This is a genomic window from Streptomyces sp. HUAS TT11 (assembly GCF_051553595.1).
Classification (GTDB): Bacteria; Actinomycetota; Actinomycetes; order Streptomycetales; family Streptomycetaceae; genus Streptomyces.
On the sequence record NZ_CP196184.1, the window covers coordinates 9,681,670 to 9,701,475 of the forward strand.

The 19,806-nt window shown below is 69.1% G+C and carries 18 protein-coding genes and 1 pseudogene; 3 read left to right on the forward strand and 16 right to left on the reverse strand.

Annotated features, from left to right (window positions below; translation table 11 throughout):
• Window positions 1-36 precede the first annotated feature (36 nt).
• The 5 genes from ACSHXN_RS43615 to ACSHXN_RS43635 form a co-directional block, all read right to left on the reverse strand.
• Window positions 37-699, reverse strand: a complete 663-nt coding sequence (locus ACSHXN_RS43615; RefSeq protein WP_355136649.1) for a hypothetical protein — start codon at window positions 697-699, stop codon at window positions 37-39.
• A gap of 48 nt (window positions 700-747) precedes the next feature.
• Window positions 748-1,053, reverse strand: coding sequence for a DUF6896 domain-containing protein (locus tag ACSHXN_RS43620; RefSeq protein ID WP_438306405.1), 306 nt, complete (start codon window positions 1,051-1,053; stop codon window positions 748-750).
• 331 nt (window positions 1,054-1,384) lie between these two features.
• On the reverse strand, window positions 1,385-2,563 hold the full coding sequence (locus tag ACSHXN_RS43625) for an FAD-dependent oxidoreductase (protein WP_438302319.1): 1,179 nt from the start codon (window positions 2,561-2,563) through the stop codon (window positions 1,385-1,387).
• 94 nt (window positions 2,564-2,657) lie between these two features.
• On the reverse strand, window positions 2,658-3,179 hold the full coding sequence (locus ACSHXN_RS43630) for a hypothetical protein (protein ID WP_438302318.1): 522 nt from the start codon (window positions 3,177-3,179) through the stop codon (window positions 2,658-2,660).
• Between the two features lie 690 nt (window positions 3,180-3,869).
• Window positions 3,870-5,837, reverse strand: a complete 1,968-nt coding sequence (locus ACSHXN_RS43635; protein WP_438302317.1) for a SpoIIE family protein phosphatase — start codon at window positions 5,835-5,837, stop codon at window positions 3,870-3,872.
• Window positions 5,838-6,191: 354 nt separating this feature from the next.
• Between ACSHXN_RS43635 and ACSHXN_RS43640 the strand changes: the two genes are divergently transcribed.
• Both ACSHXN_RS43640 and ACSHXN_RS43645 read left to right on the forward strand, forming a co-directional pair.
• A complete protein-coding gene (locus tag ACSHXN_RS43640) occupies window positions 6,192-6,629 on the forward strand; it encodes a hypothetical protein (RefSeq protein ID WP_438302316.1) in 438 nt (145 codons plus the stop codon).
• A gap of 488 nt (window positions 6,630-7,117) precedes the next feature.
• A complete protein-coding gene (locus ACSHXN_RS43645) occupies window positions 7,118-7,291 on the forward strand; it encodes a hypothetical protein (protein WP_438302315.1) in 174 nt (57 codons plus the stop codon).
• Between the two features lie 273 nt (window positions 7,292-7,564).
• Here the strand turns inward: ACSHXN_RS43645 and ACSHXN_RS43650 are convergent.
• From ACSHXN_RS43650 to ACSHXN_RS43695, 10 genes and pseudogenes are all read right to left on the reverse strand, one after another.
• A pseudogene (locus ACSHXN_RS43650) lies at window positions 7,565-8,251 on the reverse strand (GAF and ANTAR domain-containing protein).
• Between the two features lie 143 nt (window positions 8,252-8,394).
• Complete coding sequence (locus ACSHXN_RS43655) at window positions 8,395-9,594, reverse strand: PP2C family protein-serine/threonine phosphatase (protein ID WP_438302314.1); 1,200 nt, start codon at window positions 9,592-9,594, stop codon at window positions 8,395-8,397.
• A 161-nt stretch (window positions 9,595-9,755) separates the two neighbouring features.
• Window positions 9,756-11,432: a SpoIIE family protein phosphatase gene (locus ACSHXN_RS43660; RefSeq protein ID WP_438302313.1), complete on the reverse strand. Its 1,677-nt coding sequence runs from the start codon at window positions 11,430-11,432 to the stop codon at window positions 9,756-9,758.
• A gap of 96 nt (window positions 11,433-11,528) precedes the next feature.
• Window positions 11,529-11,882, reverse strand: coding sequence for an STAS domain-containing protein (locus ACSHXN_RS43665; RefSeq protein WP_355136627.1), 354 nt, complete (start codon window positions 11,880-11,882; stop codon window positions 11,529-11,531).
• 342 nt (window positions 11,883-12,224) lie between these two features.
• Window positions 12,225-12,821 (reverse strand): SMI1/KNR4 family protein, encoded by a 597-nt coding sequence (locus tag ACSHXN_RS43670; RefSeq protein WP_356295269.1) that lies wholly within the window; start codon window positions 12,819-12,821, stop codon window positions 12,225-12,227.
• 203 nt (window positions 12,822-13,024) lie between these two features.
• Window positions 13,025-13,570, reverse strand: a complete 546-nt coding sequence (locus ACSHXN_RS43675; RefSeq protein WP_356295266.1) for a GNAT family N-acetyltransferase — start codon at window positions 13,568-13,570, stop codon at window positions 13,025-13,027.
• Window positions 13,571-13,782: 212 nt separating this feature from the next.
• Window positions 13,783-14,031, reverse strand: coding sequence for a hypothetical protein (locus ACSHXN_RS43680; RefSeq protein WP_356114653.1), 249 nt, complete (start codon window positions 14,029-14,031; stop codon window positions 13,783-13,785).
• A gap of 180 nt (window positions 14,032-14,211) precedes the next feature.
• Window positions 14,212-14,781 carry a PH domain-containing protein gene (locus tag ACSHXN_RS43685; RefSeq protein ID WP_438302312.1) on the reverse strand — a complete coding sequence of 190 codons (570 nt, stop codon included), beginning with the start codon at window positions 14,779-14,781 and terminating at the stop codon, window positions 14,212-14,214.
• A gap of 699 nt (window positions 14,782-15,480) precedes the next feature.
• Complete coding sequence (locus ACSHXN_RS43690; protein ID WP_438302311.1) at window positions 15,481-15,978, reverse strand: hypothetical protein; 498 nt, start codon at window positions 15,976-15,978, stop codon at window positions 15,481-15,483.
• A gap of 491 nt (window positions 15,979-16,469) precedes the next feature.
• Window positions 16,470-17,486 (reverse strand): DNA-directed RNA polymerase subunit alpha, encoded by a 1,017-nt coding sequence (locus ACSHXN_RS43695; RefSeq protein ID WP_356114650.1) that lies wholly within the window; start codon window positions 17,484-17,486, stop codon window positions 16,470-16,472.
• 204 nt (window positions 17,487-17,690) lie between these two features.
• Here ACSHXN_RS43695 and ACSHXN_RS43700 point away from each other — a divergent pair, with 204 nt between their 5' ends.
• Entirely contained in the window at window positions 17,691-17,912 is a 222-nt protein-coding gene (locus ACSHXN_RS43700) for a hypothetical protein (protein WP_355141085.1), read from the forward strand.
• A gap of 374 nt (window positions 17,913-18,286) precedes the next feature.
• Here the strand turns inward: ACSHXN_RS43700 and ACSHXN_RS43705 are convergent, their stop codons facing one another.
• Complete coding sequence (locus ACSHXN_RS43705; protein WP_438306397.1) at window positions 18,287-19,552, reverse strand: MFS transporter; 1,266 nt, start codon at window positions 19,550-19,552, stop codon at window positions 18,287-18,289.
• Window positions 19,553-19,806 lie beyond the last annotated feature (254 nt).

A 19,806-nucleotide genomic window follows, 5' to 3' on the forward strand; every position in this document is an offset into this window, starting at 1 on the left:
CGTTGACTGATCTCTGTAAAGGTGCGGATCAGAAGGTCACACCGCCCACGAGACGGCTCGGCCGTGCATCGGGCTCACTGGTGTGGGCAGGTCGAGAGCCCGGCTCATGGCGGAGGTGACAGGGGTGGCGTGATCAGGCAGGCGCCCAGCAGCCCAGACGGCGACTCGTTGGAGGAAGCCGACCAGATCGCGCTCGGCGCCGGCGAGCAGGTGACGTAGGTCCGTGACGGGCACTTCGATCACCGCACTGTTGTCATGTTCGGCGTCGACGGTCAACCGGACGATGTCGCCGTGCCGTTCAGCGAGCGGAGAGGGGTCGTGACCGAACGAGGCCCAGCCCTTGCCGTCGACGACCTCGAGCCAGTCGCGCCTCTCCTCCAGCCCGTTGCAGCAGCCCGGCAGCAGCGTGGTGCCGGTTGCGGTGTCAAAAATCCGCAGGCCGCCAGGTGCGAAGAGGGCGTCCATGGTGAGCAGTCCGTGCAGGAAGCCCTCGAGTGGGTCGGTGGGGCGGGCTGGGCGACCGTCGTTCTCGGGAGCGATGCTGTTGCAGTCGGCGATGCGCATCACCGCGGTGCCGACCTCGGCAGCATCGAGTGCGCCGCTGAGCGGCAGGAAGCCGTACGGCTCGGACTCGGCGACAGGCCAGAGGGCGAAGCCTTCGCAGACGTAAGTCTCAAGGACGGGCTGCACAACGATCACCCAGGAAGTCTGCGGCACGCCTGCTCGCGCCGCACTGCGATTACTGGCTCATGCTGAAACCTCGGCGTTGGCCACGCTGAACCACCCCGGCCGCACCTCGGTCAGCATGGATTGCAGCGACGTCACTGCGGATCGCAGGTCGTGATCCGTGAGGCCAAGAGGCTCCGGCAGACTTTTCCCATAACAGCGCAGCTGCCAGAGGTCGAAGATTTCCCTCCCGTCGGCCGTGAAGTCCACATCCATCCCAGCGTCGTTGCCGCTGATGAAGCGGCAGCCTGCGCCCTGGACCTTGTAGAAGTAGGTGCCGATGGGATCGCTCCGACTGATCCGCTGCGAACGGGCCAGGCCGAGCACGGCCGCCAACTACTTGAGCCAGGGGATCGCCACCTCCATCGCTTCGCACCGCACCTTCGGTAACCGCAGGCACCACGCGCCTGGTTGACCGTGACACGCGTGCAACTGACTGACGGGGTGGGAGTTCATCGGGCCGTACCTGCCGATGGCGGGTACGGCCCCTACTCCGAGCGGTTGCGCCGCCGGTCATGGCGGCTCAGCGGTGCGACCGCATTCCCACGCGTTACTCAGCGCCACATGCCACGTGGCCGTAGGTGCACGACTCGGACCGGTCGCTGTGCCGCGGCCGGTCCGGCCCGTGTGTCGTCACCGAAGGGTCGGTCGTGGCCCCCTACATGAGGGACCGGGCGAGGGCGTCGGACAGCCGTGGGGCGGCGAACGCGGTGCCGCAGGTGAAGCGCAGCAAAGGTCCGAATGTCGCTGCTGCATGGATGCCGGTGAAGTACAAGCCCGGCACGGACGAGCCGAGTCCCTTGTCCAGGCGAGGGAACCCGCCGGTGCGATCGAGCGCGGCGCGCAGTTCGGGGGCCAGGAAGTCCAGCTTGTCGAGGTGGACGCGGTAGCCGGTCGCCGCCAGGACGTGCCCGGTGCGCAGCGTGTGGGTGCGTCCCTGAAGGTCCTGGGTGGTTACGGTGATGCGCCCGGCTTCCTTGTGGGCGGCGGTGATGTGCTGCCCCAGCAGGTGCGGCACCGCCTCCAGGCGGGGTTTGAGCCACCAGGAGCCGAACGGACCCAGGACTTTCTTCACCAGGCCCAGCCGGGTCGTGGCGGGCAGGTAGCGGAAGAGGGCCGCTTGGTGCACGACGGCATACAGGGCCCAGGAACGGCCCAGCGGGGTGTCCGGCTGCCAGTGCGGCCCCGGCGTTGGGGCCGCCCCGAAGGCCAACCGTTCAGTGCGCGCCATGAGTTGCACGTGAGCCCCGGCTTCGTGCAGGAGCGCAGCGCTTTCCTGGGCAGATTGCCCAGCGCCGACCACGAGCACGTGCCGGCCCGTGAACGCCGAAAGGTCGGCATGCTGCGCGGTATGTGAGACCAGGCCCTCGGCGACCAGAGGAGCCAGGGGCCTGGGCACGTGAGCGATACCGTCCATGCCGCTCGCGATGACAACCGCAGCTGCCTGCACCTCCTCACCCGAGGCGAGCTTGAGGCGGAAAGTGTTGTCGCCTTGCCGGTCGACCCCCAGCACCCGCACGTCCTCCACGTCGGGCACCAACTGCTCGGTGAACCAGCGCCCGTAGCGCACGAACAGCTCGATGGGCACGCGGTCGTGTCCGGACAAGTGTGCTTCGTTCGACTGACGGCAGTAGTCCTCCAGCGTGAAGCCCGGCCCGGGTGCGGACAGCAGCGAGGCGCTGGGCGGTGACTTCAGGAGCATGCCCTGCGGCATGTTCTGGCTCCAGCTCGCCATGGGCGTGCCGAAGACGCGCACGGACAGCCTCCTGGCGCGTAGGTGTGCGGCGGTGGACAGGCCATACGGGCCGGCCCCGATGACAACGACGGTTTTGGACACGAGGGATCCCCCCTGGCACCGGCTGCGTCGCGCGCGGTGCCGCAAATGGTGGTGTGTGACGGCGTGCCGGAACCGCTCACCGCAGGTGCAGCGATCAGGCGGAAAGCGGCGTGGGGGAGGGAGGCCCACGCCGGGCCACTGCTCGGGACAGGATGAGCAGGCGTGGAGATGTCCGCGTCAGAGTGCTGGTGGCGGGCGCCCGGGGCTGCCGTGCCTCGGGCACGGCGTAGGTGAAGAGCAGGTACAGCTCGCGCCAGAGAGGCAGCGGCAGGCGGCGCAAAGTGCCCTCCAGGTCCCGCAGGACCCGGCGGCACCCGGCATCCGCGCGGTGCAGCATGAAGGACACCAGGAGGGTCAGCAGGATCTGCAGCAGCACCAGCGACGGGCGGCGGCGCACCTCTGCACCCCACGGCCCCTCGCCGGCGGGCTCAAGGACGCGCAGCAGTTCGAAGCAGCAGCAGGCAACCACCTGACCTGCCACGAGGACAGCCAGCCAGCGCCCCGCGGACGCCGCACCCGTGGCACGCGGCAGCGCGAAAGCGAAGAGCCCGGCCACGACAAGAAGGCGCATCGGCCACGACGGCATACCGCCGAAGAGGAGATGGTCAGTCTGCATGGCCAGCAGGGTGCACGCGGTCGAGAACGCCCCCGCCCTGACGGCAGCCGCGACTAGCGCGGCAACGGTGTGGCCACGCCGACGCAGATAAGGCATACCCCCCAGGCCCGCCATAACATGCCCATGATGGAGCACCCTACGTCTATTTGTCACTCATTCACCCACAACGCGGTGCACCGATCAGGCAATCCCACGCGCCACGGGGCGGCGATCTCCTGGCTGGAGAGGGCCTCTTTGCCGCGGCGACGTGGGTCCGGGGTGTCGACGACGATGTACTTTGAGCTGCCGAGCCAGTCCATGGACGCGGCTCGGGCCCTCCTTTGTGAGGTTCTTCGTGGGTCTCGACGGTCTTGTCGACACCCACCACGACGAGAGCCTGCAGGCGAGCGAGTTCCTCACGCTGGTGGAGCGTTGTCCCGGGTGGGACTGGCGTCGTCAACCGAGCACAGACCTGCAGTAGACCGGCGCACGCCTACGTCCTGTCTCCGGGAGGAGATCAGGACGGCTGCGAGGTGCAAGGCTGCCGGGCAGGCGGCAGCGAGCTCGTCCGCCCGCATGGCGATGCCACGCCACTGCTTGAGTCGGGCGACGCCCGGGTCAGTGAGGGCTGCGGCGCTTTCCACCCTTACCGCAGCGTCTCGTGCCGGCGGCTGGCGGCCGGCGTCGGAGCCGGGACGGGCGCGGGCGCCGTCACGTGCGTCGGATGACCAGCACGGCCACGTCGTCGAGGTGGTCGACCGCGGCCGCCGCGGTGAGGATGCGGTCGGCGGTCTCCTCGGCGTTCAGCCCGTCGTGGACGGCCTTCCCGGCCATGGCTCCGGCTTGTTCCAGTCCGGCCTCCAGCGTCAGGTCCGGTCCTTCGACCACGCCGTCGGTGACCATGACCAGCGCACTGTCCCTGTCCAGGGTGAAGGTGTCCTCGCGGTACTCGGTGCCGGTCACCACGCCCAGGACCGGCCCGCCGGGCAGCTCATGGACCTCGAAACTGCCGTCTTTGTGCGCGCAGAGCACCGGCACATGACCGGCGCTGGTGCCGGTGACGCGTCCGTCGTGCGGATCGACGTGCAGGATGGTGCAGCTGGCGAACCGTGCGGGGGCCAGCGTGAGGAGCAGCTCGTTGGTGCGCTGCAGCACCGCTGTCGGATCCGGTTCCTGGGCGGCGATCGCGCGCATGGACAGGCGGACCTGTCCCATGAAGGCGGCGGCGTCCACGTCGTGCCCCTGGACGTCGCCGATCTCCAGGGCGATCGTGCCGTCGGGCAGGACGAAGGCGTCGTACCAGTCTCCGCCGATGTCCAGTCCGTCCCGGCTCGGCCGGTAGCGGGCGGCGACGTCCAGGCCCGGGAGGTGCTCGGGCAGCGTGGGCAGCATGGTCTGCTGCAGTGCCGCGGCCAGTTCCACCCGTGTCTGCTGCAACCTGATGCGCCGCAGCGCCTGGCCTGCCAGGTCGGCCAGCGTGCCCATGAGGGTCCGCTCCTCCAGCGAGGGCCGGTGCCCGCTGGCGTAGGTCAGCATCCACGCCCCCAGTGGCTGATCGCCGCTCTCGCTGAGGGGGGTGATGGACACGGTGTAGTTGAAGCCGAGCGGGCCCAGACACGGGAAACCGACTCCGTGCGGCCAGCGGCGGATGTAGTCCTGCCGGTTTGCGATGAACAGCGGCTCGCCGGTGCGGATCGCCTCGGGTATCGCGCTGGGATGGTCCAGCGGCAGGCTGTGCCGGGCCTGGGCTTCCCGCATGGATATCCCGGCGTCGGTGGACACGTGCAGGCGGCCGTCGACGACGAGAGCGAGCAGGGCACCACTGGCCCCGAAGGCCGCGGCCAGCCGGGTCAGAACGACCTGCCGCAGTTCCTGCTCGGTGGCCGCGGTGATCAGGGCAGAGGAGAAGTCGGCGACCTCCATGGCGCGCTGTCGCTCGGCAGCCAGTGCCGTCTGCGCCTTCTTCCTGCGCTTCTCCTGCTTGGTGTCGTCCCGGACCAGCCCGAAGATCCGTTCGGGTCCGTCATAGCCCAGCTGGATGCGACGGGTCTGAACGGCCAGATGATGCCAGCCGTCGTGCGCGGTGAGGTACCGCAGCTTCACCCACGGGGACTGGGCGGGGGTCGCGCGCAGGAGCTGCCGGAAGGACTCCCGGTCGTCCGGGTGCACTGCCGCGATCACTTTGGAGAGCGGCGCGGTGGGGTCCGGGTAGAACGCGACCAGAGCGGCCAGGCCACTGAGCCACTCCAGCCGGCGTTCCAGGGGTGAATACATCCACAGGCCGACATCGGCGGCCTCGGCGGCCAGCCGGAACGGGATCAGCAGGCTGGCCAGGTCGTTTCGCGCATCCAGGGAGTGCACCCAGACCAGCTGTCCGTCACCGGAGGGATCCTTCACCGGCTGCGCCTGGAGCAGGCAGGCAACGGGTGCTCCGCCCCGCCCGGGGAACTCCAGTACGCGCATCGCGACCGTCTTCGTCCTTGTGGCGGTCACCACGAGGCTTCCGGCCGATATCCGCTGCTCTGCGGGCCACAGACCGCCGAAGTCACGGCCCAGGCAGTCCTTTGCGGGCCTGCCCAGCGCTATGGCCATCGCAGCGTTGAGACGGCGGATGGCACCGTCCAACGTCAAAAGAGCCGCCGGGGCAGCCCCTCGAAGAAGTTCGTCCGAGGCGTCCATCTGTGGCTCCCTGGTACATGCCAAAACAGCCCCTTCACTCATGTTCGCGCATTTTGCGGCGCTGTCTCGGTGAAGGATGGCGGGTGTTCCGGGCCGGCCGGGTGCTGCGTACCCGGGGGATCACCGTGGAGGGGCGGCTGCAGAGGTCCCACTGGTCCGACTAGGTCAAGCTCGACAGCCACGGCGCACGGCATGAGCGCACAGGCGCGGAAGGCGGTGCCGAGCGGGCCGAGATCACGTACGACCCCGACAACACTATGGTTGGCCGCCGAAGATCCAGCCGCAGGGCGTACTTCGTGCGACTGCGGCCTGGAACGCGAAGGGCCGCCCTGCTCTTTAGAAAAGGAAGCAAGCTTGAGACCGCCGTTCCTGCTCGCCACAGCCCTCGGCTGCGCCCTGTTGCTCTCGGGCTGCGCAGGGCTGTCGGGCGGCCTTCCCTCTTACGGAAAGCCGGTCACGCAGGCGCAGCTCGTCGGCATGTGGAAGGGCGGCTGGAGGAACATCTGTCACGCGACGCTCATGCTCCGCTCCGACCACGGCCTGAGCGCTACCGGCTTTCCGACCGACGATGACGACGCCCGTCACTCGGAGGTCATCCGCCGCGTCTCCGGCATCGGAACCTGGATGATTTCCCCGGGAGTCGACAAGGGCGACCCCCCGACCCTCGACCTCACTATCGGCGCCACGGACCACAGCCTCGACTTCGCCGCCGGCCATGGTGGCACTCTGGTGCTCGCCGAAACGATCGGGGATCCCGACGACGGCGTCGGCTGCCGATTCACCCGCACCTGAGGCACACGTCGGCAGTCCGACATCAGCTCCGAACCCGGCGAAGCTCCGCACGGTCTTCGGGACCGGGCCGACCCTCCGGTTGACCCTCACCTCAACAGCGGCGCGACCGCCGAGGAGCGCCAGTTTGAAGGTAACAACCAGTGCGAGCATCAAGGGCGATGCTCCTGAGTACGTGCCACTGTACGAACGACTGCGAGGATTGATCGCGGTACCACTGGGCGGCCAGGCCGCCCAGTGACTGACGCTTTGAGCTGTCCGCGACTGCAAGCTCATACTCGATGGCCACGGCAACGGCTTTCCCGCTGATCAACACAGGCCGAGGGGGCGGCAACCGAGCAAAAAACCAGGTCAAGCCCATTCGGAGTAGAGTGAAAGTCACGTAGTTCTCCGGAGGCTGCACGGAGCTACGACAGGCTCACTGCGAGTCCGTTGCCGAGCGCGGACACCGCTCCGCGCGGCGTTGACCGTATCGAGGGAAGTGAGCAGCGATGTTGGCGCTCTTCCTGTTTTTCGTACTCGTGGCTGTCGCCCTGGGGCTCGTCGGCGCGCTGATGCATGGGCTCTTTTATCTTTTGATCATCGGGGTTGTGGTCTTCGTGGCTAACTTCGTACTCCTGGGCGCGGGTTGGTCCCGGCGATCGCACCGGCACCTCGCCCGGTGAGCGCCGCGCCCGCTGCGCAGCGTATGGGGAGAAACCCTCTAGATGATGTTGAGATGAGGCGCCGCAGCACCCGCCGGGAAGCCTGCTCGCCACGCTGCGCCAGTCCGTGCTGCGCGATCAGATGGGACCGACGAACGGCACGTGGAGGTTTCGTTGGCGTACGCCCACAGCAGCGCACATCCATAGCCGACCCCGGCGTGCCGCGACCTGCGTGATCCGCATGCCGTCAGGACCCGGCCTGGCAGGCGGTCGTCAGCCGCGCCGCCGCTGGATCTACAGGCTGCCCTGTTCGCAGACGCGGCGCGCGACCTCACGGAGTTTGATGTTCTTTTCCTGGGAGTACCGGCGCAGCACGTCGAAGGCCTGCTCTTCGGTGAGCTGGTGGCCGCCCATGAGGATGCCCATGGCTTCGCCGATGACGTGGCGGGTGGCAACGGCCTGGTGCATTTGGGCAGCGGTTCGGGCGCTGGAGAAGGCGACCGCGGCGTGCGAGGCCAGCAGCCAGCCGGCCGTCTCGCTGGCCTCGGTGAATGCGCCCGGACGACGGGAGTAGAGGTTGAGCGCACCGAAATCTTCGTCATCGGTGAACAGCAGGAATCCCATCATGCTGCCGATGCCCAGTTCACGGGCCGCGGGAGCGTAGTCGGGCTAGCGTTGCTGTTTGTGGGTGACGTCGGAGATACGGAAGATCCGTTCGCTTTCGCGGGTGCGGGCGGCGTCGAAGCAGGGGCCCTGGCTGAGACGCTCCTGGAGCTCGTCGCTGGCGCGGGCGAGTTCGTCCGTGGGAGCGAGGGTCTGTACGTGCTTTCCGTGCAGGACGAGGATGCCGGCCGCGTCACAGCCTTCCACCAGTTCGGTGGCCGAGCGGGTGATCCGCTCCAGGGTCTCGTCGACCGTCTTCTGGGAGAGCAGGTCCCGTGCCATGGAGGCCATCTGCTGCGCGAACGTTCGCCAGTCCATACCGTCCTCCCTCTCGCCAGTGCCGGCATGGTGTCTGTGCACGCCTGCCCGCCTCATGCCCTTCTTATCTGCCCTTGGTCTCCTGCACGCTCTGGCGAGTGCGCGCAAGCGATAGGTGACGCTGGGCTCGGGCGGGGCCCCCATCAGATGCCGGCGCCGGCCCATGCGTGGCGGCCCTTGGCCTGGGGGCCGTGCCAGTCCAGGCAGAGGACGGTCGCGTCGTCGGCGAGGTGCCCGTCCGAGGCATCGGTGACCGCGGAGGTCAGGGTGCGTACAACCTCGCGTGGATGGTCGGTGGCTGTGTCGTGGATGAGTTCGGGCAGGTTGAGGGATTCTGCCCCTCGTTCTTGCATGCCGTCTGTGTAGAGCACCAATCGGTCGCCGGGCTGCAGATCGAGTTCTTGTACGCGGTAGGGGGCGGCCGATGCGATCCCGAAGGGCAGGCTGACGGCGATGTGCAGTTCGTCGACCCTGCCGTCGCGCAGGCGCAGCGGCCAGGGGTGGCCGGCGTTGACGAGTTGTGCGCTGGTCCCGTCCAGGGCGATCCGCAGCAGTTGGCCGGTGGCGAAGGTGCTGCGGCCGTGGTCGAGGAGGGCCTGGTGGGTCCGGCGGGCCTGCTCGGCCAGATCGGCTCCGGCGCGGCGGGCGCCGCGGGAGGCGCTGATCAGGAGGGTGGCCATGAGGGCGGCCTCGATGTCGTGGCCCATGGCATCGGTGATGGACAGGTGCAGGGTGTCGTGGTCGAGGGTGTAGTCGTAGGTGTCGCCGGCGCAGTTGTCGGCGGGGACCAGGGTGGCGGCGAGGGCGAACTCCGAGGCTTCGCAGGAGGGGGCCGCAGGCAGGAGTTGGCGCTGGATCTCGCCCGCCAGGGTGACCGGGCTGGTGCGCTGGCCCCAGTGGTAGAGGTCGGTGAAGCGACGGTCGGTGACCAGGATGTACGCCAGCGCGTGCGCCGCTTCCCCGATCTGGTCCAGCACCTCTTGCGTGATCTGGGGCAGGAACAGTTCCAGCACGCCGATGGCGTCGCCGCGGTTGGTGACCGGGGCGAGCACCCGGTGGCCGCGTCCGTCATCGTGCGCCTGCACGAGTTTCTGGGTGCGCAGGGCTTCGTCGTAGACGCTGCCTGCCAGAGGAACCTGATCAGCGCGGCGTCCTCGCTGGGAGTCGGTGTCCTTGCTGAACCTGATCATCTTCCGGCCGGCGATGTCGACGAACAGAAACGACGCGTACCGCGCACCGAACCGGTCGCGCAGACTGCGCGCCACCACGTCGAGGGACTCCACCGGCGCGGCATTCTCTGCCGCGCCCAGAACGTCGGCCAGCCACATCCGATCCCGTGCCATGACATCTCCCTGGGCTCTACGGTCTCCTTCCCGCAGTCACCGCAGGCATCACCACGCCCACCTTCTCAGCGCGCAGGTGGGCGGTGAGGGACCGAGCAAACCGTGCCCGTTCGCTGCTGTATCGGCTGAACCGCGCGCGTTTCAGTGCGCTCCGGCGCAGGTCAGCTGTTCTGTGGCCGGGTGGGGGTGCGGGCGGCGATGAGGGTGATGTCGTCGCGGGGGTCGCCCAGGGTACGGGCCAGTGTGGTGCACAGTTGGCGCAGCGGCAGGTGGCGGTGGGTGGTGGCGTGCTGGCGAAGGCGCGTCATGCCGTCGTCGAGGGAACGGGTGCGGGATTCGACCAGGCCGTCGGTGTAGAGCAGGAGTGTGGCGCCGGCGGGCAGACGCGTGTGGGTGGTGGGGCGCTCGATGGTGGGGCGCAGGCCCAGGAGCATGCTGTGTGCCCCGGCGAGGTAGTGGGCGTTTCCGTCGGCGGTGACCAGCAGGGGTGGGGGGTGGCCTGCCACGGACCACGACGCCAGCCAGGCCCCGCTGGTGGTCCGGTGCAGGCGGGTGAAGACCGCCGTGGCGGAGTCGGCGAGGGTCAGGCGGGCCTGGGCGGTGTCCAGGCGGCGCAGGATCTGGCCGGGGAGGTCGTGGGGGCGGTCGACGGCCAAGGCGCGGAGCATGTTGCGCAGTTCGCTCATGCGGGAGGCGGCCTGGATGTCGTGGCCCGTGACGTCGCCGATGACCATGGCGAGATCGCCGTCGTCGAGGAGGAAGGCGTCGTACCAGTCGCCGCCGACCTCGGCTGCGTGCTGGGCCGGCTCGTAGTGGGCGGCCAGTTCGATCCCCGCGACGTCGGGCAGGTCGGTGAGCAGGGCGCGTTGCAGGGCTGCGGCGATGTTGGCCTGGGCGGCGTGCAGGCGGGCGTTGTCCAGGCCCAGGCTGATGCGGCGGGCCACCTCGTCCGCCAGGACGCGGTCGGCTTCGTTGAAGGGAGGGCTGGCGGATGAGCGGGCCAGGGTCAGCGCGCCGAAGGTCGTGGCGTGCAGCCGCAGCGCAAGGACGAGCGCCTCTTCAGCTTCCACGAGCGTGAGCAGATCGGGTTCGCCGCCGGCTGCGGGTGCGAGGTCGCTCAGGTGCTGGGTACCGGCTCCCTCGATGACGCGGGTGACGGCCGCATGATGGGCGGGGTGCTGCGGCGCCGGCTCGTCGCAGGGACTGCTGGGCAGTACGTCGGGCGTGTGGTGGGCGGCAGCCGCGAGGCGATGCGTGTGCCCGTCGGCCAAGCTGACCAGAGCGGTGTCGGCAAGGCGGGGCACCAGCTGGCGCACCAGGCGGTGCAGCGCCTCGTCCGCGTCCAGGGTGGTGGTCATGGCCAGCGTCAGCTCACCGAGCCAGGTGGTCTCCGCCAGATCGTATTCGGCCTGCTCGCGCATCGTCTCGCTGAGCGCGTACCGCTCGGCCCGGCGTCCTTCCCGCGCACGCTGGGCGGTCGCGTCCTGGAACACGACCACCGCACCGTGATCGCCTCCCTCCGCCGTGGGCAGCGGAGCCGCGGTCCACCACACCGCAAGCGGCGTGCCGTCGGCGCGCAGCAGCACGGCGCGCTCGCCACTGATCCGTTTGCCCAGCGCCACGTCCTGCAGGATCGGGCGCTGGACGGGCACGGCCGCCGACTCTGCGTTCGAGGGGTGCAGAGTGCGGTGGGCGTTGACCCCGATCAGGGTGCCCGGCTCGTAGCCCAGCAGCCGTTCGGCCCCCGGGTTGCAGGCGATCACCGTGCCCTCGTCGTCGACGGCATACAGACCGGCGTCCGCCGCGGCGAACAACACCGACATCAACGCTTCGTCCACGCCGACGCCCATAGCGTCGTCTTCTCTCGGCCCGCTCTTCACTCTGTGCATTGTGCCCGCATCCTGCTGTGTTCCAGCAAGCCCTCTCATCCGCCTTCACAGACCCGGGCGATCACACGCCGCCGGGACGCCGGCGAAAACCCCGACCACGGTGTCCAGCCCCGTCAGCTCCAACATGCGCCGCACCTTCTCGCACGGGCCCGCCAGCCGCAGCGCGCCGCCCAGCGCATCGGCCCGCCGCATGGCGTACACCAGCACGCCCAGAGCGGACGAATCCATGAACGACACGCGTTGCAGGTCCAGCACCATGCGCGCGCGACGGTCGGCTATGAGTGCGTCGACGATTTCCCGTAGCGCCGGTACCAGGGCCAGGTCCACCTCACCGGTAAGGATCACCACTGCCCACGCCCCGCAGTCGTCGGCGCGTCGCACGCTGGGCACTGCAGTCATGGGAGCTCCTTCCGCACTGGGGAAATTCCGCATCTCGCCCCTGGTGGCCGCAGCCCCGTCCGAGCCTGTAACCAGAGCCCGCCGTCATAAACAGTCCCGTGCAACTGCCGCGGAATACCGACCACAGCCGACCGGTGCCGAGTGGGCACGAAGACAGCACCCAAGCCCTCATCGAGGCTGCCGCGCCGCGCAGGCACGATGGCGAGCCGAGCGCTCTCCTGAGCCGTCCCGGGGGCCGTTTACACCACGCCGATCAGGCGGATCAGGGCAGTGCGGTCGGGGGGGGGAGATGCCGACTGCGGCGGTGCTACGCCTGATTTCCTTCCGGCATTGCTGCGGTCCTCATCTGCCACCGCCGCCCGGTCGATGGACCCAGGTGATCTCAGGTCGCACTGCCGGCAGTGCCCAGTGCTCCAGGACACCGCTCACCAGATCAGCCAGGAACTGAACCGCTCCACCGGTGTAGTGCCACCACGCACCGTTGCGCGAGGCGACGGTGACCATCCATTCCTGCGGCCCGGCGGGGAGGGTGGTCCACAAGAAGAAGTCCCCCTGGTTGGAGGTGGCCCAGGGAAGCAGCCCGCCCGGCGCGGGGTAAGGATGCATCGGGGCGGCCAAGTCGGCGTCCTCGCACCACTCGGCGACGATTTCCAACTCTTCGTGGGTGTCTTGGACCCATCCTGCCTCGGCGCCTGGCGCCGGGCCGCCAACGCGCATGAAGTCACTCAGCTCGAACGTCGGGTACAGCTCGCAGAGGAGCTTGTAGTCGGCGGGCAGGGCCGTCCCCAACAGGCCCTCCAGACGAGGCCAATCGACACGCACCGGTGTCGGCAGACGGTGGGCCACCAGGCCGGGCAGCACCCGTTCGAGTTCCGCGACCGACTCGGCCGGGTCGATCAAACGACAGCCCGGGGCCTGGGTACCAGCAAAGTCGTCCACGCGAGCAGACTGTCACAACACGCTCCGATCGACGTCCTGGAGGTCACGAACGGAGCCGCTGCGCTTCTACTGCTCCTGGCCCCTGCGTTCGACCTCCTCCAGCGGCGCGAGCAGCGATCATCGCTCCCGTTTGGCTGCCGCTGTCTTCGACTGCCGGCCTGACCGAAAGACGTGCAGCACGATGTCACCCGAGGGTGCTGGTGTCACAAAGGCGACAACATCATGAGGACCTCGTCGCGATCGCCATCGGCGGCCAGCCGCAGAGCGCCGGGCCACCGGCCGATCTCCTTCCAGCCGAGCCGGCCATAGAACTCTTCGAGACCGACACCACCGCGTGCGGCAAGGTGCAGTTGCTCCAGGCCCATCTCATCGCGGGCGACCTCACGGACCCGGCGCATCAATGCCGTGCCGATCCCCTGGCCCCGCACGCCGAGCCGGGTCTGCACGTGGTGAATCGTGCCCCAGTGCGCGACGGGCGGGTGGGGATCGCGGCGGATGTTCAGCCAGCCCGCGACGGTGCCATCGGCCAGGGCGATCAGAAGGCGGCTGGTCGGTGGAGCCAGGTTCTCGATGATGCGGTCAAGGGCGGCGGTGACCTCGGCGGCATCCACCGGCGGAAAGGGGAACCCGGCCGCCCCGCCCGCATTGCTCACCTCGATCCAGCAGTCCACGAGGGTCTGCTTCAGCTCGTCAGTGATCTCGTCCGGGTCGACGATCTGTATGAAGCCAAGGGCGTTGCTGCTGGTCATGAGGACGAGTGTCACAAACGAACCGCGCTCGTCGACACGCGGGGCACCCACCCGAACATCGCTGGCGCAGACAATGATCCACAGGATTGACAATCACTCAGCGGCCACCCCGTTTCCAGGTGCAGTCCTGGAGCAGCGGCTCAATCCGCGCCCACTGCCCGTCAGTCAACAACCCACCCGGACCAGCGATCAGAGGATCAGAGAGTGGCGGGCTAATCGCCCGAGAACGCAATCCGCAGGTCTCTGTCCGCGCGGCAGCGCAAGGCCCAGGCCAGCAGCGTCGCGATGGCCTCGTGCTCGGCACCCCTCAGCCGAGCACGATGTGAACCTTCCAACTCCCGCACCATCCGCTCCACTGCCTCACCGTGCAGCGTGGTGTCCCCGTAGGGATCGACGTCGGCCAGGGTGGGGAGCCGGTGCCGTCCCAGTCTCTCGAGGGCCGTCCAGAACTCGTCATCCACGACTATCCGTTCCAGCGTGCCCGTCGTGAGGTGCGGCCCTGCCTTTCGTTTAGTCCGCGAAGCCGAGACCCCGCGCCGAAGCTCGATGACCAGCGCCATCCGACCCCCTGCTCGTTCACACCTCGCCCCGATCGGCCTGGCCTACAGACAGCCAATTCTTCACGATCCGAACGAAACCGCCTAGTTCTGCGCCAGGACGACGATCACGATGACGGCCGTGATGACGAGCCCGAGGATGACGCCGAGCGCGTGCGGCGTCAGCCGGTCCCGCGTCCGCCTCGGCGGCTGGATCCGCATCGCCGGATCGGTGCTCAGCTCCCACCAGTTGATGACTCGCCGGACATCGGTGTCGAAGTCGGGGAGGGGATACAGATTGCCGTGGCTGAGGGCCGGCAGTGAGCGGCGCCGCCCGCCTGCGAGGGTGATCCGGGCCGTGCGTACCGTCCCCGAATTGGTCCGGGTCTCGCGTACGTCGACCCACCGGATCTGATCCCAGGGGTGGGTACGACCACGTCCCACACCCCAGCTGATGGTGATGCCCTCGGCCCCGACCGCGGTCCCACTGCGGCGCACGAGGAAGAAGCTCACACCCCAGAGCACGAGGAACGCGCCGCACACGCAGGAGGCGGTCACCGTGTCGACGACGCGGAAGAAGAAGACCCCTGGAAGGACGCACATGAGGTACAGGGGCACAAGTTGCCGCCAGGGCGGGCGGTGCCGGTCCTTCACTCTGAAGATCAATTCATCCACGAGCGCGCACGCTACGCCTCGGATCCGACCCGAAACCCCAGCGGTCTTTGGGCTGCAGCGAATCCGTTACATGATCCCGCCGGGCCGCCGTGCCCCCTGTTCGGGGAACCTCGGCGGCGCGCAGGGGGGGCCGTGCGACGCGCTTCGATCGCTCCCTCCAGACCTGCCGCCGCCGATCTGCCAGTACGCGGGTCCGTTCGGCGTCGTACTGATCAGCGCCGAAATGGAACGCGGGGGCCGCACCTGGTCGAAGGGCCCTTCCCAGTCGGACCACTCCACGATCTGGCCACGACGCTGTACGAACACGGACAGGTAGCCACAGCATCCACCCGTGCACTCCGGCTCGCCCAGCACCACACGTCGCCCCTCGCCGGTCGCCCAGAGGGGACCGCGGCCGTCGGCGGGCAGCACCTCCTGCGCAAACGGGCCGCGGCCGCCCTCTCCGACCGCCTGTGCCACCCTTCCTCGCCGTCGATCCGGACCTGCAACCGGGCAGCCCATCGGGGGCCCGGCGGCAACGCAGTGACCTCAAGCCGATTGAACACCCCGGCACCCTGTGCGGGTACGGCCCGTCACAGGTCCTTGCCGGCGACGGGTGTACGCCTCTGGCCGACCATCAGTCGGCGTTCCGGGAGGCGAACGTTGCTTGCGGCACCGGGCCGGTGAACAGGACGGGGCGGGGTGGACCGGGCGGGGAAGTCAGTGGGAGTCGCCGAAGGGGTAGGCGTCCCGTACCACTTCCAGACTGATCCGCAGGTCGGCGGGGCTGGTGTCGGCGCCTGCTGCCGTGATATCGACCTCGGTCGGCCACGTGGTTTTGGGGAAGACGTTGTCTGCTCGGCTCGTGACCGTGACAGGGGAGTCCTGGTTTCCCCCGACTGCCGTGATCTTGACGCGGTAGGTGACGCGGTCGTCACTTGCGTTGTGGATGGTGAGGGGGACGATCAGGCCGCCGGACTCCCGGCGCGGCGTGTAGGCGACGACTTCACCGTGTTGCGCGGTGGCGGCCGGCTTCCCGAAGCCGTACTCGTCGGGGGCCGGGATGTGGGTGTCCTTGGGGGCGACCGGGTCTCCGTCGGCGGCTGCGGCGGCGCGTTGTTCGTCGGCCTCACGCCCTGCAGCGGCGAACGCGTCGTCGGCGTCCGTCGATCGGGGTGAGGGCTCGTCGACTTGCCCTGTCCGGTGGGGTGCGGCCACCGCCGACGGGTCCGCAGCCGTCGACGGTGGCAGGGCCGTCGACCGGCGTGCGGCGGGGGTATCGGCTTGTGTGCCGCCATGGCTCCCGCACGCTGTCAGAGCAAGTGGCGCCAGCACTATTGCTGCTGTCAGGCGTGCGGGTAACCGGAGTTGGCGAAGTCTGCGCTGAGTCACGGGGGAAGACATACTCGCACTTGGAGCCGATGGACAAGTCTCACTCTGCTCACCGCGCGAGGTAGCGAGCCGATCCTCCGCGCGGGCCCAGTTGCATGATCGGCCCATATGCATCGCTACGTACTTTGAGGCGCACATGGGCACAGCGGATCACGACGCGTTATCAGCCGCCCGGTGGGGGAGAGGGAGGGCGGACGCCCTCGCCGTCCTGATCAGGCTCCAAGGACTCGGGCGTCTGCCCTTTTGCCGGTCGGCCCTTGGGGGGCCGGGTGCGGTCGGCCGGTGCTGCCGGCTTTCCGCGACCCGACGCCCGTAGGTCAGTACTGCTCGGTCTCCACGAACCCTGTGCTCGCGTCCTGGTCCGCGTCGAAGGCGGCGGCGATCGGGTCGAATCCGGGCGGGCTGTCCTTCAGGGCCAGGCCCAGGCCGACCAGCTTCGCCTTGACCTCGTCGATGGACTTCGCACCGAAGTTGCGGATGTCCAGCAGGTCCGCCTCGGAACGCGCCACGAGCTCACCCACGGAGTGGACGCCCTCGCGCTTGAGGCAGTTGTAGGAGCGGACCGTGAGCTCCAGCTCCTCGATCGGAAGCGCCAGATCGGCGGCGAGCGCGGCGTCCGTCGGGGACGGACCCATGTCGATGCCCTCGGCCTCGATGTTCAGCTCACGCGCCAGACCGAACAGCTCGACCAGGGTCTTGCCGGCCGACGCCATCGCGTCGCGCGGCCGCATGGCCTGCTTGGTCTCGACGTCGACGATCAGCTTGTCGAAGTCGGTGCGCTGCTCGACACGGGTCGCCTCGACCTTGTAGGTGACCTTCAGCACGGGGCTGTAGATGGAGTCGACCGGGATACGGCCGATCTCCTGGCCCACCTGCTTGTTCTGCACGGCGGAGACATAGCCGCGACCGCGCTCCACGGTCAGCTCCATCTCCAGCTTGCCCTTGCCGTTGAGCGTGGCGAGGACGAGGTCGGGGTTGTGCACCTCGACACCGGCCGGGGGCGCGATGTCGGCGGCGGTGACCAGACCCGGGCCCTGCTTGCGCAGGTACATCACGACCGGCTCGTCGTGCTCCGAGGAGACGACCAGCTGCTTGATGTTGAGGATCAGATCGGTGACGTCCTGCTTGACGCCGGGCACGGTGGTGAACTCGTGCAGGACGCCGTCGATGCGGACGCTGGTGACAGCGGCACCGGGGATCGACGACAGCAGGGTACGGCGCAGGGAGTTGCCGAGGGTGTAGCCGAAGCCCGGCTCCAGCGGCTCGATCACGAACCGGGAGCGGAATTCGTCGACGACTTCTTCGGTCAACGAGGGACGCTGAGCAATCAGCACGGGGTATTGCCTCCAGGGTTTGGCGCCCGCTATGTGACGCCGTAGACACCATGAAGGGTACGGGGGGTTCGGCCTTTGGTGCGGCTGAACCGCCCGACTCGCCCGTCCGTCGGCCCCGGCTTCTGCCGCAGTGGGGCCCGATCAGCGGCTGTTGCCGCCTCCGGCGTCAACACGGGTACTTCGCACGGGTGCATACTAGGGGCGATGACAAAGCCTGCTGCCCCTAAGCGTCATTTGCCTACCAGCCCCTTCAAGGCCCCGGTCGCACCGGCTCCGAAGTACTTCGCCGTGGGCGACCAGGTCACCCACGACGTGTACGGTCTCGGCCGGGTGATCGGCATCGAGGACGGAACCGCGGTGCTCGTGAATTTCGGTTCGGAGCATGTGCGGATCGTGAGCCCGTACGCCAAGATGACCAAGCTGTAGGACCGCTGTGCCCGGTCACGGCACGCCAGGCCCCCCTGTTTTGGCGGGCCTGTACCGAAAGAGAGACCGCTCATCGACCTGACGTCGCTGTTTTCCGCCCTGGAAGAGCAACCGCGCTGCTCCACCGCGGCGCCGCCGCCCGCGGCAACGAACCCCTTCCAGGCCCCGGACTACGAAGAGGACGAGACCTTCTTGTTCGAGGACGTGCACGGGCCCGCCGCGGGCCTGCACGCCGGGCGGCCCGAGGCGGCTTGAGCTGCCCTGTGGGCGCGGCGGCTGGTCGCGGGCCGTTTCCGCGGTACTGCGGTGAGGGCGCGGCCTCTTCAGGCTCAGAAGCCGTCGGGCGTCTTGACCGGGCGGGGCGTTAAGGCCGGTCACCGGCTCGAGTTCCGTGTTCGTGACCGCCATCGGGCCTGCGGTGTCGGCTGCGTTCGTGTCGACCGGCCCGTCGGCGGGTGCAGCAGGCGCAGGCCGGCGAGGCTTTGGAGGGTCATCGCGGTGGCCGCCGCGGCGGTGACCGCGAAGCCGCCGCGTGACCCGAGGGCGTCGATCGCCCAGCCGGAGACGGCCGCCGCGGCGGCCGAGCCCGCCGCACTGGCGGAGCCGAGCCAGGAGAACGCCTGGGTCAGGACCGACGGATGGACGGTCGACTCGGTGAGCTGGGACAAGAGCGCCAGAAGGGGCGGGATCGTGGCGCCGGTCAGCACCGCGACCCATCCGAGCCCGAACGGTGAGCCGGCCGTGAGCAGCAGACAGGTGCCGAGCATCAAGGCGCCGGTGGTGAGCAGCAGTTGCACCGGCGGCGCGGCACGCCACCGGCGCAGCCCGTACAGCCATCCGGCCAGCAGGCCGCTGCAATTGGAGACGGCGAAGATCGGGGCGGCGGCGCCCGGTGCGCGGTGCTCCACCACGAACGCGGTCACCGACACCTGCAGGGCACCGAAGTAGACCCCGATGGCGAGATTGAGGCCCATCAGTACGAAGACGTCGCCGCGCAGCAGCGACCGGCTCCTGCTGTGCGGGGCGCTGCGGGCGGCCGGTGCGGGCGCGCTGCCGCGCTGGGCGGCGAGGAGCAGGCCGCCGGCCACCGACAAGGAGACGGCCAGCACCGTGCCGGCCATGGGATGTCCGGCCGCGGCCAGTGCGCTGACCAGCGCAGGGCCCACGAGGTAGGCGACCGCGTTGCTGACGGACTCCAGCGCGAACGCGGTGGGCAGTTCCGCCGCCCGGCCGGGACGCAGCAGTGCCGCCCAGCGCGTGGCGGACATCGCGCCGAGCTGGGGGACGCCGGCCCCGGCCAGTGCACCGCCCAGGGCCAGCAGCACGTCGCAGGCACCGGCGGCGACCAGACAGGCGAGGACAGCGACTGCAAGGGCGTGGGCGAGCAGTGCGGGCGGCAGGATGCGGCTCTGCCCGAACCGGTCCGCGAGCCGGGCCAGTTGCGGCGCCCCGAGCGCTTCGGCGACCGCGAACGCCGCGCTGACCAGGCCGGCCGCGAGGAAGCTGCCGGTGCGGCTGTGCACGAGCCAGACGAGGCTGAGGCCGGTCATCGCGACGCCGACGCGTCCGAGCGATGCGGGCAGGAAGAAGGCTGCGGCGCCCGGGGTCCGCAGCAGCGGGCGGTAGTTCGCCGTGGGCACGGCGAGTCCCTTTCGCTGCCCGGCGGGACGGCCCGCCCGGGTCGTCGGTGCCCGAATGTACCGACCCGTGTCGCCGCCTGGAACCGTCCAGTGCTGGTGCGGAGAGGGGACACGCGCCCCGCACCGACTCCATCACCGGGCAGAAGTCTTGATGTGTGGTGGACGGTTATTCTCGCCGCCGGAGCGGGCGGTGTCCATCACGGCATGGGCCGGGTCCTTCGATGATGTCGAGGAGCAGCAGGCCGGTGGCCCGG